General features: G+C 37.7%; 13 protein-coding genes and 1 other annotated feature. Of the genes, 5 read left to right on the forward strand and 8 right to left on the reverse strand.

From position 1 onward, the window contains the following. Positions 1 to 394: 394 nt before the first annotated feature. From tuf to rpsL, 4 genes are all read right to left on the reverse strand, one after another. Positions 395 to 1,588, reverse strand: a complete 1,194-nt coding sequence (tuf, locus tag I5677_RS11945; protein ID WP_197661857.1) for an elongation factor Tu — start codon at positions 1,586 to 1,588, stop codon at positions 395 to 397. A 181-nt stretch (positions 1,589 to 1,769) separates the two neighbouring features. Beyond that, entirely contained in the window at positions 1,770 to 3,893 is a 2,124-nt protein-coding gene (gene fusA / locus I5677_RS11950; protein ID WP_197661858.1) for an elongation factor G, read from the reverse strand. Between the two features lie 357 nt (positions 3,894 to 4,250). Then, on the reverse strand, positions 4,251 to 4,721 hold the full coding sequence (gene rpsG / locus I5677_RS11955; RefSeq protein ID WP_197661859.1) for a 30S ribosomal protein S7: 471 nt from the start codon (positions 4,719 to 4,721) through the stop codon (positions 4,251 to 4,253). A 247-nt stretch (positions 4,722 to 4,968) separates the two neighbouring features. Continuing rightward, positions 4,969 to 5,391 carry a 30S ribosomal protein S12 gene (rpsL, locus tag I5677_RS11960; RefSeq protein WP_197661860.1) on the reverse strand — a complete coding sequence of 141 codons (423 nt, stop codon included), beginning with the start codon at positions 5,389 to 5,391 and terminating at the stop codon, positions 4,969 to 4,971. A gap of 380 nt (positions 5,392 to 5,771) precedes the next feature. On the opposite strand from rpsL, the gene I5677_RS11965 reads away from it, so the two are divergent. Together I5677_RS11965 and I5677_RS11970 are read left to right on the forward strand one after the other, a co-directional pair. Next, a complete protein-coding gene (locus tag I5677_RS11965; RefSeq protein WP_197661861.1) occupies positions 5,772 to 6,755 on the forward strand; it encodes a helix-turn-helix transcriptional regulator in 984 nt (327 codons plus the stop codon). 239 nt (positions 6,756 to 6,994) lie between these two features. After that, positions 6,995 to 7,252: a binding site (T-box leader), on the forward strand. Positions 7,253 to 7,379: 127 nt separating this feature from the next. Further along, on the forward strand, positions 7,380 to 8,762 hold the full coding sequence (locus I5677_RS11970; RefSeq protein WP_334298802.1) for a TrpB-like pyridoxal phosphate-dependent enzyme: 1,383 nt from the start codon (positions 7,380 to 7,382) through the stop codon (positions 8,760 to 8,762). 310 nt (positions 8,763 to 9,072) lie between these two features. Here I5677_RS11970 and I5677_RS11975 read toward each other — a convergent pair whose 3' ends face one another. Both I5677_RS11975 and I5677_RS11980 read right to left on the reverse strand, forming a co-directional pair. Beyond that, positions 9,073 to 10,272 (reverse strand): MFS transporter, encoded by a 1,200-nt coding sequence (locus I5677_RS11975; protein ID WP_197661863.1) that lies wholly within the window; start codon positions 10,270 to 10,272, stop codon positions 9,073 to 9,075. Between the two features lie 384 nt (positions 10,273 to 10,656). Beyond that, the gene (locus tag I5677_RS11980; protein WP_197661864.1) at positions 10,657 to 12,045 is read right to left on the reverse strand and encodes an MATE family efflux transporter; all 1,389 of its coding nucleotides are present in this window, start codon (positions 12,043 to 12,045) and stop codon (positions 10,657 to 10,659) included. A 408-nt stretch (positions 12,046 to 12,453) separates the two neighbouring features. Between I5677_RS11980 and rpoD the strand changes: the two genes are divergently transcribed. The 3 genes from rpoD to I5677_RS11995 all read left to right on the forward strand — a co-directional run bounded on the left by rpoD (position 12,454) and on the right by I5677_RS11995 (position 16,086). Next, complete coding sequence (rpoD, locus tag I5677_RS11985) at positions 12,454 to 13,584, forward strand: RNA polymerase sigma factor RpoD (protein WP_197661865.1); 1,131 nt, start codon at positions 12,454 to 12,456, stop codon at positions 13,582 to 13,584. A 160-nt stretch (positions 13,585 to 13,744) separates the two neighbouring features. After that, positions 13,745 to 14,476, forward strand: a complete 732-nt coding sequence (locus I5677_RS11990) for a lysophospholipid acyltransferase family protein (RefSeq protein WP_197661866.1) — start codon at positions 13,745 to 13,747, stop codon at positions 14,474 to 14,476. A gap of 221 nt (positions 14,477 to 14,697) precedes the next feature. Beyond that, positions 14,698 to 16,086, forward strand: a complete 1,389-nt coding sequence (locus I5677_RS11995) for a cell wall hydrolase (RefSeq protein WP_197661867.1) — start codon at positions 14,698 to 14,700, stop codon at positions 16,084 to 16,086. 241 nt (positions 16,087 to 16,327) lie between these two features. Here I5677_RS11995 and I5677_RS12000 read toward each other — a convergent pair whose 3' ends face one another. Both I5677_RS12000 and I5677_RS12005 read right to left on the reverse strand, forming a co-directional pair. Then, a complete protein-coding gene (locus I5677_RS12000) occupies positions 16,328 to 17,548 on the reverse strand; it encodes a 6-phosphofructokinase (protein ID WP_197661868.1) in 1,221 nt (406 codons plus the stop codon). A 179-nt stretch (positions 17,549 to 17,727) separates the two neighbouring features. Continuing rightward, positions 17,728 to 18,072, reverse strand: coding sequence for a phenylpyruvate tautomerase MIF-related protein (locus I5677_RS12005; RefSeq protein WP_197661869.1), 345 nt, complete (start codon positions 18,070 to 18,072; stop codon positions 17,728 to 17,730). Positions 18,073 to 18,307: the final 235 nt, after the last annotated feature.

The following is an 18,307-nucleotide window of genomic DNA, read 5'->3' on the forward strand; positions in this document are numbered from 1 at the left end:
AATAGTGGTAGGCTTATTAAGTGCACCCTAAAACACCTTATAGAACCTATAAACATAAAAATAGCTCTAAAACCAGTGTTGGGGCATGATTCAAATGAATCACACCCCAACACTTGACAATGAGCCACTATTATTACTCAGCTTATGGCAATATAACTATAGTACTTTGTCGGATATCAATGCTGTAATATCCTATTTGCCTTTATTTATAATTACTTCAGGATTATTCTTACGCTTGATATTAATATTATATTATCGTATCAAATTACATCATAGCATTATCAATAACAAGATATAAAAAAACTGTTCCTTTGATCTAACGATCCAAGGAACAGTTTTTTATTATCTGTTAACAACAACCATCGCTAAGCGCCTGGTTTCTTGTTTTATTTAATTATTCAACGATAGTAGCAACCTTACCGGAACCTACGGTTCTACCACCCTCACGGATAGCGAAACCTAAACCTTGCTCCATAGCGATTGGATGAATTAATTCAATGCTCATCTCAATGTTATCGCCAGGCATACACATCTCTACACCTTCAGGAAGGTTACATACACCGGTAACGTCAGTTGTTCTGAAATAGAACTGAGGTCTGTAGTTGTTAAAGAAAGGAGTATGACGTCCACCTTCTTCTTTTGTTAATACGTAAACCTGAGCTGTGAATTTCTTATGGCATTTGATTGAGCCGGGTTTACAAAGAACCTGACCTCTTTCGATTTCAGTTCTCTGAACACCACGAAGAAGTGCACCGATATTATCACCAGCCTGAGCCTCATCAAGTAACTTTCTGAACATCTCGATACCGGTAACAACAACTTTACGGGTCTCTTCTTTAATACCAACGATTTCAACTTCCTCTGATACATGAAGAACACCACGCTCTACACGACCGGTAGCAACAGTACCACGACCTGTGATGGAGAATACGTCCTCTACAGGCATTAAGAAAGGCTTATCAGTCTCTCTCTGAGGATCTGGAATCCAGCTATCAACTGCATCAAATAACTCAATGATCTTATCTCCCCAAGAACTGCTAGGATCTTCAAGAGCCTTAAGAGCAGAACCTTGGATTACAGGAGTGTCATCGCCAGGGAATTCATACTCAGTTAATAAATCTCTAACTTCCATCTCAACTAATTCAAGAAGCTCAGGATCATCAACCATATCACACTTGTTCATAAATACAACGATATAAGGAACACCTACCTGACGGGAAAGTAAGATGTGCTCTTTTGTCTGAGCCATAACACCGTCAGTAGCAGCAACAACGAGGATAGCACCATCCATCTGTGCAGCACCGGTGATCATGTTCTTAACGTAGTCAGCATGTCCGGGGCAGTCAACGTGTGCGTAGTGTCTAGCTTTAGACTCATACTCAACGTGAGCTGTAGATATTGTGATACCTCTTGCTTTCTCTTCCGGAGCTTTATCGATCTGGTCGAATGCTACTGCTTCACCAGTACCAAGTCTTTCATGAAGAGTTTTAGTAATAGCTGCTGTAAGAGTTGTTTTACCATGATCAACGTGACCGATGGTACCGATATTACAATGTGGTTTGTTTCTTGTAAATTTAGCCTTTGCCATTTTACAACGTCCTCCTTTAATAAAATGCTTATAAGCAAATGTTTTCAATTTCCCCATTAAGGGGCTTGTTTATATATTGCCTCATATGCCCTATTATATTTCAACTTAGAAATATTTTCAAGCACAAACAATTGATATCTTAACTTTTTTCTTGCTTAATTTGTCTTCCGTTAAAAAACGATTAGTTTTTACCAGTTTTTGCAGCGAGAACTTTCTCCTGAACATTCTTAGGAACCGGTTCATAGCTAGAGAAGAACATGGAGTATGCACCACGTCCCTGGGTTCTGGAACGAAGGGATGTAGAATATCCGAACATTTCGGATAACGGAACGAAGCCTCTGATTAATTTAGAGCCGCTTACGTCCTCTGTACCCTCGATACGACCACGACGGGAGCTGATATCACCGATAACATCACCCATATAATCTTCCGGAACCGTAACTTCAACTCTCATGATAGGCTCTAATAAAACTGCGCCTGCTTTATGCATCGCATCTTTGAATGCCATGGAACCGGCAATCTTAAAGGCCATTTCATTAGAGTCAACTTCATGGTAGGAACCATCGTATACGGTAGCTCTGATACCCAGTACCGGATAACCACCAAGAATACCTGCTTTAGAAGCTTCCTCGATACCATTACCTACTGCTGGGATGTATTCCTTAGGAATAGCACCACCCACTACGGTAGATACGAATTCGAAGGTTTTCTCTGCATTGGCATCCATAGGCTCGAAACGAACCTTACAGTGACCGTACTGACCACGTCCACCGGACTGCTTTGCATATTTACTGTCAACTTCAACTGCTCTTGTAAAGGTTTCTTTATATGCAACCTGAGGAGCACCAACATTGGCTTCTACCTTAAATTCACGAAGAAGTCTGTCTACGATAATTTCAAGATGAAGCTCACCCATACCGGCTATAATCGTCTGACCGGTTTCTTCATCGGTATAAGTTCTGAAGGTTGGATCTTCTTCTGCAAGCTTAGCAAGTGCTTCACCCATCTTATCCTGACCGGCTTTTGTCTTAGGCTCAATTGCAACATTGATAACCGGCTCGGGGAATTCCATGGATTCTAAGATAACAGGACTTTTCTCATCACAGATGGTATCACCTGTAGTTGTTACCTTTAAACCAACTGCTGCTGCGATATCTCCGGAATATACCTTTTCCAGATCTTCTCTTTTGTTAGCATGCATCTGTAGAATACGTCCAACACGTTCTTTCTTGTTCTTTGTAGAGTTTAATACATAGGAACCGGAGTTTAAGGTACCGGAGTAAACTCTAAAGAACGCTAATTTACCTACGAAAGGATCAGCCATAATCTTAAATGCCAATGCTGCGAAAGGTTCTTCATCGGAAGATTTTCTGCGAATTTCATTACCGTCCTCGTCAACACCCTTAATATCTGGGATATCAGTAGGAGCAGGCATGAATTCAATAACAGCATCCAATAATTTCTGTACACCCTTGTTTCTATATGCGGAACCGCAAAGAACAGGGATAATCTCTACTGCGATGGTTGCTCTTCTGAGGGCAGCTTTCAGTTCTTCATTCGTAGGTTCTTCACCCTCTAAGAACTTTTCAAGTAGATCATCATCTGTCTCACAGATAGATTCAATCATTGCGCCTCTGTATAACTCTGCATCATCCTTCATATCAGCAGGAATTTCTTCAATTGAGATATCTTCGCCCTTATCATCATTATATAAATAAGCTTTCATCTCAAATAAATCAACAACGCCCTTGAAGGTATCTTCTTTACCGATTGGTAATTGAATTGGAACTGCATTCTTACCTAAACGGTTTTTAATCATTTTAACAACGTTGAAAAAGTCTGCACCTGATATGTCCATTTTATTTACAAATGCCATTCTAGGTACGCTATATTTATCAGCCTGACGCCATACTGTTTCAGACTGGGGCTCAACACCGCCTTTTGCACAGAATACACCTACCGCACTATCAAGTACACGCAAGGAACGCTCAACCTCAACGGTAAAGTCAACGTGACCTGGAGTATCAATAATATTGATACGATGTTCTAAAGCTCCCGGTATCTTCTTATGCTCAAACTCTTGAGTCCAATGACAAGTCGTCGCCGCTGATGTAATGGTAATACCTCTTTCCTGCTCCTGTTCCATCCAGTCCATGGTAGCAGTACCTTCATGAGTATCACCGATTTTGTAGTTAACACCGGTATAATATAGGATACGTTCGGTAAGCGTTGTCTTACCTGCATCGATATGCGCCATAATACCGATATTTCTAGTCCTCTCTAACGGATATTCTCTTCCAGCCAAGGATAATTCCTCCTTAATTCATTACAAGTGAACACATGAAAAGCGAATTATAAATAATTCTCTCGTATGTCAATTCATCTTATCTTATATTCTTGCTACTAATCCGCAAAACGTTCTGAGAATACACCAAAGCATTGATATTCCTTATAGTTTATATCATTCTCTAAGTACTTTCACACTTCTTTTGGTGTACTTGATAATGCCTCCGCCTTGCAGTTCATAGAAAGCCTTATAAAAGCCATCTATTCGTTATATGAAACAGACCATAGGATGTTCCTATGCCCTGTTATCATTTACAGCAATCCTCACTGCAGCCTATCATTCTAGAATTAAGAAGAACATGCTATGATACTATTTCTACCATCTGTAATGTGCGAATGCCTTATTAGCATCTGCCATCTTATGCATATCTTCTTTTCTTTTTACAGCTGCACCGGTGTTATTCGCTGCATCTAAAATCTCATTTGCAAGCTTATCCTGCATGGTTTTTTCGCCTCTTTTACGTGAGAACATTGTTAACCAACGCAGAGCAAGCGCCTGTCTTCTCTCAGGTCTTACTTCAATCGGAACCTGATAAGTTGCACCACCGATACGTCTTGCTTTTACTTCCAATACAGGCATGATGTTGTTCATAGCTTCTTCGAACACTTCAAGGGCTTCCTTACCGGATTTTGCCGCTACCTTATCAAAAGCTCCGTATACGATTTTCTGGGCAGTACCTCTCTTACCGTCTAACATAATGTTATTGATAAGCTTTGTTACAACCTTATTGTTGTACAACGGGTCTGCCAATACATCTCTTTTCTGTATATGTCCTTTTCTTGGCACGTTTCTTCCCTCCTTAACGATGCTTAACGAATCTGTTATTCGTCAGCCAATTAATTCCTCGGTACTCACAAATGTAATAACAGCATCGTAAAACATGCTATTTTACTTTGCTTGTGTTCGTGCTCAGTTTAACTTCGTTTTCCTATAGATAAATCGGTTTACCAATTTATTTCAATCTGTAACCCACAGAAATACAAATTAAATGGAAATAAAAAATTAATCCGGCACTTAAATTCAATTAGTAGTTTTATTTCTTAGCGTCTTTCGGTCTCTTAGCACCGTACTTGGAACGTGCCTGTCTTCTCTTAGCAACGCCTGCAGTATCAAGTGTACCTCTGACGATGTGGTATCTGGTACCGGGTAAATCCTTAACCCTACCACCTCTGATCAGAACAACGCTATGCTCCTGAAGGTTGTGACCTTCACCGGGGATATAGCTTGTTACTTCGATTCCGTTCGACAGACGTACTCTGGCAATCTTACGAAGCGCTGAGTTAGGCTTCTTCGGAGTCGCTGTTCTAACTGCGGTACATACACCTCTCTTCTGAGGAGAAGATACATCCGTAGTTCTTTTGTTCAAAGAGTTAAATCCCTTCTGCAAAGCAGGTGATGTTGATTTATACTCTACTGTCTGTCTGCCTTTTCTTACTAGCTGGTTAAATGTTGGCATTAATTTTTCACCTCCTGAAATTTTTCATTGATTATAGAATATTCTGTGGTCTATGAGGCGCTTTCGAATATGATATAAGCATCAGCAAAAAGCGCATAAAAAATACATAGCATGCAGAAATTTGCACGCTAAATGATTATACTTTTTTCCCATGGAATTGTCAAGGGATTTTTTAATAAATTAAGATAAACCAACTATACTCTTTTCTATTCTGTCATTTTATAGTAATATGTATTCATGAATTAATTACCATCTTCTTATCTGATTTCGTTTATAAACAACATTATCAACAAGCTGATTGTTATAGTTTCATTTCACTTATTATAATATACAGTATATTATAATAGGAAGAAAGTATAATTCGGGGAGGGGAACCACGTATGAAAGATATGGCACAAACAGAAAGACAGATCTTTATCTTATTACTATTATCTGAAAATAAACGGGGATATACCATCAATGATATCCATGCATCTTTAGAAAAATGGGATGTGATTGTTGATAAAAAGACCATAATGCGTGATATTGACAGCTTATCCGGTATCTGCTTTATATCGGAAGAGGAAAGATGCGGCAAGACCTATTATACCGCTGATAAATTCCGATTGCGGGATATCACCTTCACCTCTCCTGAATTAATTTCTTTGGCCTTTTTGTTGGAACTTTTAAAGCCTTATCAATATATGACTATGGGTAAAACCTCACAGGAGCTAATTCATAAGCTCCTAGACAATACAACCAATTTAAACCGGGAGTTTATAAAGCATTTTACCGGACTTGTTACAATTAATACCAATGATTATATCAGCGATTCCTTAAATCCTGAGATTGAGAACAAACTACAGGAAGCAATCCGTAATAAAAGTAAGGTTCGAATTATTTATCATAGCTTTGCCGGTGATGAGGATACCATTCGAGTAATTCAGCCCTATGAGCTTATGATTAATGATGGTGCTTTAAGTGTGGTAGGCTATTGCGAACTCCGAAATGATATTCGTGATTTTCGCGTGTCCCGCATCCGAGCCTTAACATCCCTGGAAGAAACATTTACAGTCCCGGAAGCATATCATCAAAACAAGGACCGGAATAAGTTCATTCATTTATCAGGAAATGTAACTGAACAGATCATCATCGCTTTTGATAAACCTACAGCAAAATATATCATGGAATATGAATTTGATTTGGCAGATGAGATTATTGAAACAGAAGATGGCATCACCTTTATGAGAAACACTGCGGTGACCGATGAACTAATCCGATGGATACTCCAATACGGGCCCGGTGCCAGAGTTCTTAACCCTGCTCACTTGAAGGACAAAATCAGACAAGAGTTAAGTAAGAGCTTAAATCAATATTTAACTTAGAAGATCATTTATAATGTTGTTTCTATTCATATATGAGCAGACAGAGCAGATCGATGATATGTTAGGTATTAATGAGTTCGGTGTATCTATTCGTATGAAGAGTATTTTCAATATTCTTTGTAAAGTAGTAAAGTTTATAATATAGCATAAAAAGATTGACATTATATACCATGTCGTATATACTTTATATTAATAGGACTTTAGAGCGTTAACGTAATAACGTTTCTAACAATCAAAACAACAAACCGATGAGTAAGAATAGTAGATATGGCAATTTATTTTCAGAGAGCTGCAGATGGTGGAATTGCAGTAATAACAGCTGTATTGAATGGCCTTACGAGGGTGGGAAGAAAGGCTTTCTTAGAAAGCTAAGTAATGCCCAACGGGATCTCCGTCCGTTACCAAGGGAGCATATATGTAAGTATATGGAGTAAGAGGGTGTCAAGCACCAAACCGGGTGGTACCGCAAAAGTAAATCTTAAGCTTTTGTCCCAGTAATATTACTGAGACAAAAGCTTTTTTTATATAGATAATTATATCCTATTCGTTACATATACCTACTAAGTATTAGCTCAAATCGACGAATGCTATGCAAGAAAAAAATTATATCATGAAAGGAGTTTTATTATGTCAAAGAGAATCCCACACAGACTATATCTGTCGGAGGAGCAGATGCCAAAACAATGGTATAATCTTCGCGCAGATATGAAGGAACAGCCGGATCCTATGTTAAATCCCGGTACCATGAAACCGGTTACAGAGGCAGATCTATATCCTGTTTTTTGCGAGAAACTGGCAAAGCAGGAAATGGATTCAAGTAATAGATACATTGATATCCCAGAAGAGATTCAGGATTTCTATAAAATGTATCGTCCTTCTCCGTTAATCAGAGCCTACAATCTGGAAAAAGCATTAGGTACACCTGCAAAAATTTATTACAAATTTGAAGGCAATAACACCTCCGGTAGTCACAAACTAAACTCTGCCATTGCACAGGCTTACTATGCTAAGGATCAGGGTCTATCCGGTCTCACCACCGAAACGGGAGCCGGTCAATGGGGAACAGCTCTGGCAGAAGCATGTGCTTATTACAATTTACCGTTAACGGTCTATATGGTAAAGTGCTCTTATGAGCAAAAACCTTTCCGTAAAACTGTAATGAAGACCTTCAATGCAGAGATTTTTCCAAGTCCCAGCACTACCACCAATGCCGGTAATGCTATATTAGAAAAGAATCCCGATACAACCGGAAGCCTAGGTTGTGCTATTTCTGAAGCAATAGAAAAAGCTGTCACCACACCGGGATACCGTTATGTTTTGGGATCCGTGCTTAATCAGGTATTACTCCATCAGTCAATCATTGGTCTTGAATCCAAATTAGCTATGGAAATATTAGATGAATATCCCGATATTATTGTAGGATGTGCCGGTGGTGGTTCTAATCTAGGTGGCCTGATTGCACCTTTTATGCAAGATAAATTACTGGGAAAAGCAGATCCAAGAATCATAGCAGTTGAGCCTGCCTCCTGTCCATCCTTTACCCGTGGCAAATATGCATATGATTTTTGTGATACCGGTAAGGTCACCCCTCTTGCCAGAATGTATACCTTAGGCAGCGGCTTTATTCCATCTGCAAACCATGCCGGCGGTTTACGTTATCACGGCATGTCACCAATTCTGTCAAAATTATATCATGACGGTTATATGGAAGCGGTAGCGGTAGAGCAAACCAAGGTATTTGAAGCAGCTGTATTCTTTGCAAAACAGGAAACTATCCTGCCCGCACCGGAGTCAGCCCATGCCATTCGAACTGCAATTGATGAAGCCCTAAAATGCAAAGTAAGTGGTGAGTCTAAAACCATCCTATTTGGTCTGACCGGAACCGGATATTTTGACATGACCGCTTATAATGCATATCTGGAAAAAACCATGAATGATTACATCCCCAGTGATGAAGACCTGCAAAAAGGATTTGATGGTCTTCCCAGTATACCGGGAATTCAATAGTTCTACATAGCTATAGAAGCAATTCTAATACTATGAGTTGTTTCATAATTGAGCTATTATATGTATGACGTTGTTAATACGATTACTAGGAATATATTATTTTTATGAAACTAATAAAACGGAACACAGAAAACAACATACACTCCTTGGAGAACAGCTTCTATACTGTTCTCCAAGGAGTGTATTTAGATGTTTCCTATATTCCGTTCCGTCTTATTTAGAAGCATTTTGTGAAACTGTCTACAACTGTTATATTATGCATAAGCCCCTCAATTGAAACTTAATTACTTATGCATATCGTTTCACTCAATTATCCTTTTTTACAACTCTTACAATAATAGAGTATGGCCAAACCAAATACCAGCAAGGTAATATACCCTGCAACCCAAAGTAAAAACTCCTGTATATCGATCCAATGGAATAGTATTGCTATTGCTCCGCAAGCTGCCAGCCCATAAAGATTATAGGATAGGGACAGGATGGAATGCACCGTCGCCCTACCTTCATCTTCAATCTTCTTTTGGATATAATCCTCTACCTGTACTTCAGAGGCTGACATGATTAGATAATAAAGTCCATAAATCCCCATAATGAACAGATTTCGAATAACACCGGCCCATATCAGGCAAGCGACTGCAGATAAACACAGTAATATTAATGTATAGAACCTATTCTTAATTCTGAATAATTTTTTAACTGCTTTTTGAAGGCCATGGGATAAATATCCACCAAGAGCCATCAACAAAAATCGAATAGAAGCCCATATACCTACACCGGCTATGGATAAACCATAACTCTTAGCAATCAGAGGATCATATTCATCCAAGACTCCGGCAAATCCAATAACAAAAATAGCTAATAGAGAAAAAATCAGTATTTTCATGTTGCTGGTTAAAAATAATAACGCATTCCGAAAAGTATCACCGCTATCCTTATGAATCTTCTCTATGACTCTTTGTTTGTAATAATTAACTTCTTTATAACCAAATCCTATGGCCGTTGATAACAGTGCGGTAATCACAGAAAGATAGAGGGCATATTGATATCCTCCGTACATACCGATGAACCCACCGGCAATGGAGGCAATTACATTGCCTGTTCCTGCCAAGAACCGTCCTTTCCCTAGAACCTGATCAAATATATCTTCCTTGTCCTGCGATTTTAATGAATCATATAATAAGGCTTCCTCCGCACCGGATATAAATGCTTCTCCTATTCCCCATAATACGAAGCCTATGGCGAATAAAAGAAACCCCTCTGAAAATATCCATAGAAAATAACAGGAGGCTTTAAAAAAACTTCCCAGGGTTATCATATTACGCCGGCTCCAACGATCTGATAGCACACCTGTCGGAATTTCTAATAATACAAGAGGTAAAGACCAAATAGCCAGCAAAAGCGATATGTGTTGAACCGATAAACCTTTACTTTGAAAAAGCAAAGAATAGATCGGATAAATCGGCATTAATTCATGAAAAAACTGCCGAACATAGTATTTCTTAATGTTCATAGATACCTCCAACCAAATAATGTTTGTTTTATATTAAAAGCATGTTTTTTATGCTTTGAGCATGTTTTTTATGCTTTGAGCATGTCTTTTATGCTTTTCAAAAGAGACTAATCATTTCTTTTTAGAAAAAATATACAACATTACTAAGTCGGTGGACCTCGAGCATATTGGTATTACTGGCCTGTATCAAACCATAATTTCATGTGCCTTCCTCCTTTTTAATTAATTAATTGGGTATATAATAACAGTATAGGAATTTATTGTCAACCATGTTGCACACTCCGTTCATAATCACATTGGTATGGTTTTATGGAAAATCTCAATTATCCTAATTATATATACTCTTGATTCCTATCGTTACTTCATTAATCCAAACCCGTTAATTTAATGAAACTGCTTCTCCCTTTCCATTCGAGTTAATCTTTTAAGCTCAACCAATAAAAAGCTTCCGGTAAGTAAAAAGGAAATTGCATCTGAAATTGGAGCTGCTGCAAGAATTCCCATAAGCCCAAACACACGAGAAAGAATTAATATCATAGGAAGCAACACCAGTATCTGGCGGCTCAGGGTTAATACAAGAGATATTTTCGGTCGGCCAACTGCTTGAAAGTATAAGGCTCCAATAATCTGAGTTCCAATCGTGGGTAGCATAAGCATCCATACGCCGATGGCTTTTGTTCCAAACTCTCGAAATTTTTCTTCTTTACCGAAAAAACCTATTAACGCTTCCGGCCATAATCTGGTAGCTGTAAAGCCTAATAAAGCAACAACCGTGGCTGATAGTATGGCTTTTGCTAGCGTCTCTTTAATACGTCGATATTTACCTGCACCTCGGTTATATCCTATAATTGGCTGAGCCCCATGACTGATTCCAATGGTTGGCAGTACTAAAAGCTGCTGGAGGCTGGTGATGGCTCCTATGCCTCCAATTGCTACGTCTCCGCCATAGATACGTAAGCTGTTATTCAAAACTAAACTTAATACACTGGCACTGATCTGATTTACAAAGGACGGTAATCCTGCCAATATAATCTTTACAACCAGCTCCGCTTTAAGCCTCATATTCTTTAGTCTCAGTTTCATATTACTTCGCCTTGATAAAAAGTATGAGATACCCCAGATTGCAGAAAGTCCCTGCCCTCCAACCGTTGCTAAAGCAGCACCTGTCATACCCATATGGAAGATAAAGATAAATATATAATCAAATATAATATTGAAACCCGCTCCAATAAACATAGATACCATAGCGGTTTTGGGACTTCCATCTGCTCTCATAAAATGATTACATCCCATAGCAGGTCCCTGTAACACCGCTGCATATAAAATAATGCTCATGTACTCTTTTGCATAAGGCATACTTTCTTCTCTTGCTCCAAACAACCATAACAGACTATCTAAATTCCAAAGCGCTAACACCATAAAGACAAAGGCTGTTATGAATATCATCATGATAGCATTGCCAAGAACCTTTTCAGCTCCCTCACGATCTTTTTCCCCAAGCCTTATGGAAAACAGAGCAGCACCTCCGGCACCAAACATAAGGGCAAGGCCCATCATAATCATCATAATCGGAAAAGATACAGTAAGAGCTGTCAATCCAATTGATTCTAATCCCTCGGCATTACCAATAAACATTCGGTCCACCATATTATAAATCGCGTTAACCAACATTGCGATTGTAGCAGGTATTGAAAACTCCGCCAGTAATCTTCCTATGTTCTTTGTCCCCAGTCTATCCTGTGTCCCTCCCCTGGAAATTTGCTTTTGCGTCATAATCTATCCTTCCTAATCTGCTTTCGTATAATAAAATCAACTATTACATATACAAAATATATCCAAATCTTACCTGTGCCAAATCATCAAATCCTTCTGTTTTAATATTTAATGAAACTATCGTATCGATTAATGTATGCTAAAGTACTATAATTTTTATAGTCTATTATATCGGTATTCGTTGTGTTTCACAATGTTTTTTTGTATATTATGGAATATTATATACAACAGAACGTTTCCAATATTCATAAGTACATGTTTTGGATTCCTCATACTTATTTGATTACATGAATTAAGATCCTACATTATTTTCCACGGGATTGCAATTTACATATTTTCATATTAGCCGCCCTATGTTATAATATTGTTTAGTGCTATTTTTCTATTCCAAAAGATGGAGGAAATATAATGAACGAGCAACCTATCCATGATGTATTAGAGGAAAAATTCAAAGAATTAATTGTATTTGCCAATCGACAAAAAGGCATTATTGAGGCGGATAAAGTAAATACATTAATTAATGAACTAAATTTAGACAATACCCAGATCGACAAAATATATGAGAGGCTTGAAGCCTATAATATAGTGGTTTTAAACTCCGGTGATGAAGAAGATGAGCCAAGTGATGACATTCTCATCGAACTTGAGGATGATTCAGATGATTCCGGATCAGAGATAGATACTCTTACTCATGTTACCTCCTCAGCAATGTCTGATGACCCTGTGCATCTATACCTAAAAGAAATCGGAAATTATCCTCTTCTCTCTATGTCAGAAGAGGTTACATTAGCGAAAAGAATAGAACAGGGGGATGAAATAGCGAAGCAATTATTAGCCGAATCAAATCTTAGGCTCGTTGTAAGTATTGCAAAAAGATATGTAGGAAGAGGGTTATCCTTCCTTGACTTAATTCAGGAAGGTAATTTAGGCTTGATAAAAGCAGTAGAAAAATTTGATTATACTAAGGGTTACAAATTCAGTACCTATGCAACCTGGTGGATAAGGCAGGCAATAACCAGATCAATAGCGGATCAATCCAGAACCATTCGAATTCCTGTACATATGTCTGAAGTAATAAATAAAACCTATCGTATATCAAGAAACTTACTTCAGGATTTAGGAAGAGAGCCAACCGAACAGGAACTTTCTGATGCACTTAATTTACCCATCGAGAAGGTAAGAGAGATCCTTAAAGTATCAGCCGATCCGATTTCATTGGATACTCCTATCGGCGAGGAAGATGACAGCCATCTCGGCGATTTTATTAGAGATGATAATATTATGGGTCCTGAAGATGCAGCATCCTATTCAATCCTAAGAGATCAGATTTCCAGACTCTTAGATACCCTTACCGAGAGAGAACAAAGGGTATTAATACTTCGATTTGGTTTAAAGGATGGCAGAAGCAGAACTTTGGAAGAAGTCGGCAAGGAATTCAATGTAACCAGAGAACGTATTCGCCAGATTGAAGCTAAGGCCTTAAGAAAACTCAGACATCCTAGCCGTGCTAAAATGCTGAAAGGATATGAAATAATATAAGTAGAGGCTAATATTTAATAGACTTAAACATATTCGATTATAGCTTATCCTATACATATTTTATTGCGACCTAATTGTAACGGCATTTAAACTTTTATAGATATAGTATACTATACCAATATGATAATGTCTGATTTACTATAAATGAAAGGATGTTTCCATGAAAAGAATTCTATACATGGTATTTCGAAATATATTTATTCTACCGTTTTGGCTTGTCAAGCTATTCCGGCTGTGTAATATTGAAAAGTATGATACCAAAACCCGCTATGCTTTTTTACACAAAATAACACCCATCGTAATTCGGCGGGGCAGGATAAAAATAAGCTGCCATGGACTTGATAACCTGCCAAAAGAGACCGGATATATCATGTTTCCTAATCATCAGGGCTTATTTGATGCCCTTGCATTTTTAGAGACCCATGAACGGCCATTTGTAACTGTTATGAAAAAAGAAGTAAAGGATATCTTTCTTTTAAAACAAATCATACAACTATTACAGGCAGAAATCATTGATCGCGAGGATGTAAGACAATCCATGCAGGTTATTATGAACATGACCCGTCGTGTAAAGGAGGGCGAAAATTTTCTAATTTTTGCCGAGGGCACCAGATCAAGAAACGGTAATAATATTCTGGAGTTTAAAGGTGGAAGTTTCAAAAGCGCTATGAATGCCAGATGTCCTATTGTTCCGGTTGCTTTAATAGATTCCTACAAAGCCTTTGACACTAGTTCCATAAAAAAACTTAATGTACAAATTCATTACCTTAAACCCTTATATTATGAGGATTACAAAAACATGAAATCCACTGAAATTGCAGAATTAGTTTCATCATTGATATCCTCCACTATTAAGAGTAATACAGGAACCGAAGATACTTCAGCAAATTAATAAAAGCATCACTTGATGTGCTATCAAGTGACATTACAAATGAGCCTGCCAAATTTACGGCGGGCTTTTCCTTTTCAAAGAAAAGTCTTATGTATAAAACTACCATTTTATGTATATAATTTACTTGATTACCCAGCTTAGTCCCGAAAAGGTTGATTTTACTCTTATTTTAAGCTATAATAGCTTGTGCAATGTAAATCCTTACTTATGGAAGGTGAATTATGAAAACAAAACGAACCGTATTTTCCATGGTAATGTTTTTATCCGTATTTTGGTTTTCCGTTTTATTTGATATTAAGAATCCAACAACCTCATCCCTGGAAGAAGGAACAGGCAATAACGATACCGGTTCCATAACAACCCAAGTGGGGGAGGATTCACAAGCTGTTGCCATTGCTAAAAATGGCTCTCAGGAAAACGGCACGGTTATCAGCAAAAGTCTTTTATCAGACCCCCTAGATGAGAATATATTGGTTGATAACGATAACCCAAAAACCGAAATTAAAAATAAAAAAACAGAAGACTTACCATTGGAAAATGCTACAACAGATGTTGTTACCGGAACCATTGATGTTGCTACCTTCAATATCTCTGCAATGGACGCTCAGGAAGCCAGGTCCAATATAAAGGCATTTGAAGCAACAGCCGATTCATCCGAGTTTAACATCGAAGAAGAACCTATACAAGAAGTATCGAGATACGCCAACATTGGAATATCCATCGCAAAATCCTATGTTAATATCCGCTCCAAAGCAAATACACAAAGCGATGTATTAGGTAAGCTTTACCGTAATTCAGCCGCACAAATATTAGATACGATTGGCGATTGGTATTATGTTGAGTCAGGAAGTGTCAAAGGATATATTAGCTCTGATTATATAAAAACAGGAATACCTGATGAAGAATTAATCGACAAATACGGAAAATTACGTATTGAAGTAAGTGTTGATGGATTAAATGTAAGAGAGCATCCTGATTTAGAATCTAAAAAACTAACAGTTATTTACCAAAATGAAAAATATAACGTAATCGATTTACAAGATGAATGGCTTAAAGTTGATATTGATGACGATAAAGTAATCGGTTATGTAAGAAGAGAATATGTAGAACTATTGGTTGACTTTGAAGATGCCATTTCGAAAGAAGAAGAGTTGGAACTACTAAAACTCAAGGAAGAGGAAAGAATCAAAAGGGAAACTGCTGTTAAATACCGTGATGAAGTAGATTACACAAACAGCGATTTAAAGCTGTTGGCCTGTCTTGTTCACGCAGAAGCAGGAAATCAAAGATACGAGGGTAAGCTAGCCGTTGCAAACGTGGTATTAAACAGGATAAAATCCGGTAAATATCCTAATAACCTTAAGGATGTTATCTATCAGCCCGGACAGTTCTCCGTAGCAAAGAGCGGCTCATTGGCAAAGCAATTGGACAATTATGATAATTATACTTCAAAATCGCAGCAACTATCCATAAAAGCTGCAAAGGCTGCCTTGGCAGGTGCCAATAACATAGGTACCCGTTTGTACTTCCACACGTATAAATCAGCTGTCAGAAAGGGCTATGATCAAAAAAAGAACAGTGTAAAGCTACAGGATCATTTATTCTGGTAAAATTAATTTAATTCAAAGATATATCTTACATTGCAACTAGACTCTTATATTATCTGATGATTTTTACCGGATATGTCATGCATTCTTTTAGTAGAAAGAATAAAGCATTATCGAAAAAGACAATTATTAAAATGTAATAAAAAAGAGGAGATCTTAAAAGGTTCGTATCCCGATAACTTTTTAAGACCTCCTCTTTTTGGTCTATATGATCATATATAGATTTTTACTACTTAAAAAAATATTAATATAGTTTAATCTGACTTGGTATTCCGTTCTCGTATTTCAGATTAGTCTCTCCTTGAATTAATGGTTTCAAGTAATCCATCATCTCTTCGGTTACATCATGGCCGTCCGGTGTAATCCATTCCATGGGAACAACCTTCTCATGATTAGCTACTTCATTCACCGGTACACTAATGAATTCTACAAGATAAGGTTTGTCGCTAAGTCTCTTAATCGCAGCCATTTTACCGGTCTGTCCGTCCAAAGCGCAGGTAAGTGCTTTTTGACCTAACATAAGGGATTCAATAATATCAGTTTCACTGGCAATATGAGCTGCTGCTCTCTGCATCAGATTTAACTCGATGGAACGGCATTTACATCCAATTTCATTTCTTACCATCTGCTCTAAAGCTCTGGCAGCACCGGCAATGTATTTGTGACCGAAATTATCAACGGCTCCTGAAGACATCTGATCGGATACATAGGCACCGGTACTGTCCTTTACACCTTCACTCACAGCTACTAATACACCGGGTTTTTCAGCCAATTTCTTTTTCACATCAGCAATAAATCTTTCGTTGTCAAAATCTTTCTCGCATAAGTAGATTAAATCCGCACCTGTACCGCCATTCACTCTTGCAAGCGCTGCAGCAGCTGTTAACCAGCCAGCATTTCTACCCATGATTTCTACGATAGTAACTGCAGGTATATCATAGACATTAATATCTCTTTCTAACTCTGCAATCGTTGTTGCGATGTATTTTGCCGCAGATCCAAAGCCGGGGCTATGATCGGTTAAGTTTAAGTCATTATCTACTGTCTTAGGAGCTCCCATGATGAAAAAATCATGATTATTCAAGCTGCAGTATTCAGACAGCTTATCAACAGTATCCATAGAATCATTACCGCCGATGTAGATAAAATATTTAATATCATATTTTTTGAAGGTTTCGATTATTTTCCTATAAGGTTCATCATCCTTACGCCAATCCTTCATTTTATATCTACAGGAACCTAAAGCGGATGAAGGTGTATAAGTAAGGGTATCCATTGCTTTCGTATCCCTTATTAACTCATTTAAATCAATTAAATTATCTTTTATTGCACCTTCTATACCGTTTTTGGCACCATATACTTTATCAATTTTTCCGCTGGCACGAACTCCCTGTAATACACCAACCAAGGTAGCGTTTATTGCAACGGTAGGTCCGCCGGATTGTGCTACTAATAAATTACTCATTTTCTTCCTCCTTATATGATTTATTTAATTCATTTGTTATCTAATTACCCATTTTAGCATGCATGTTAATAATTAGTCAATACACTAAACTAATTATAAAGCTTCATTTTTGTAGGGATTACAATACATTACTTTCCGTATGGTAAGTAAAACAATAGAACGTTAACGCTTAGACTTATCTATAGGTTGCTACCGTTCCACCCCCAATTTTTCGTTTCCTCATATCTGACATAGATTTGGCTTGGAGCTATGGATAACTCCTCTTTCAAAATATCCGTGATTGCCGCTGTCATTTTATCATATATACCTGAATTAGCCGAGCCAAAAAGCTTAATCTCCACGAACGCAATTCCCTGATCAGATTGACCTTTAAAATACAGGTTAACCTTATCTTCAAAAGATAACATGAGCCAAGCTTCACTTTTACCCGGGATTAATTCTATCGCTTTTCCAAGCTTTTGTTTTAGCACGTTTTCTTTCTCTTTCGTAATCTCTAAGTTGGTTTTTGTACTGATATAAGGCATTTTCAAATCCTCCTATAATAGATTATAAGTTTCCAGTTTTTATCTACTAATTAATTTAGGATTATTCATAGGATTTGTCAACCCGGTTTGAAAATATTCTCTTACGATTTTATCTTTCAATTCAATTATCCTTTCTGCTTAGCATAATTAATCAAAACCTTTATTCCCTTTCTTATGCTCATCTATAGCACGTATCAACAAGTCACTAAATTGATATGGATTTTAATTAAGAATA

It is taken from the genome of Mobilitalea sibirica (assembly GCF_015999265.1).
GTDB classification, from domain to species: Bacteria; Bacillota; Clostridia; order Lachnospirales; family Lachnospiraceae; genus Mobilitalea; species Mobilitalea sibirica.

Bases quoted from the DNA above. Each gene is read 5' to 3' on its own strand.
- I5677_RS11975 (WP_197661863.1), bottom strand. From the start codon at position 10,272: ATGAACATTAAGAAATACTATGTTCGGCAGTTTTTTCATGAATTAATG.
- rpoD (WP_197661865.1), top strand. From the start codon at position 12,454: ATGAACGAGCAACCTATCCATGATGTATTAGAGGAAAAATTCAAAGAA.
- I5677_RS12000 (WP_197661868.1), bottom strand. From the start codon at position 17,548: ATGAGTAATTTATTAGTAGCACAATCCGGCGGACCTACCGTTGCAATA.
- I5677_RS11980 (WP_197661864.1), bottom strand. From the start codon at position 12,045: ATGACGCAAAAGCAAATTTCCAGGGGAGGGACACAGGATAGACTGGGG.
- I5677_RS11965 (WP_197661861.1), top strand. From the start codon at position 5,772: ATGAAAGATATGGCACAAACAGAAAGACAGATCTTTATCTTATTACTA.
- I5677_RS11995 (WP_197661867.1), top strand. From the start codon at position 14,698: ATGAAAACAAAACGAACCGTATTTTCCATGGTAATGTTTTTATCCGTA.
- I5677_RS11990 (WP_197661866.1), top strand. From the start codon at position 13,745: ATGAAAAGAATTCTATACATGGTATTTCGAAATATATTTATTCTACCG.
- tuf (WP_197661857.1), bottom strand. From the start codon at position 1,588: ATGGCAAAGGCTAAATTTACAAGAAACAAACCACATTGTAATATCGGT.
- rpsL (WP_197661860.1), bottom strand. From the start codon at position 5,391: ATGCCAACATTTAACCAGCTAGTAAGAAAAGGCAGACAGACAGTAGAG.
- I5677_RS12005 (WP_197661869.1), bottom strand. From the start codon at position 18,072: ATGCCTTATATCAGTACAAAAACCAACTTAGAGATTACGAAAGAGAAA.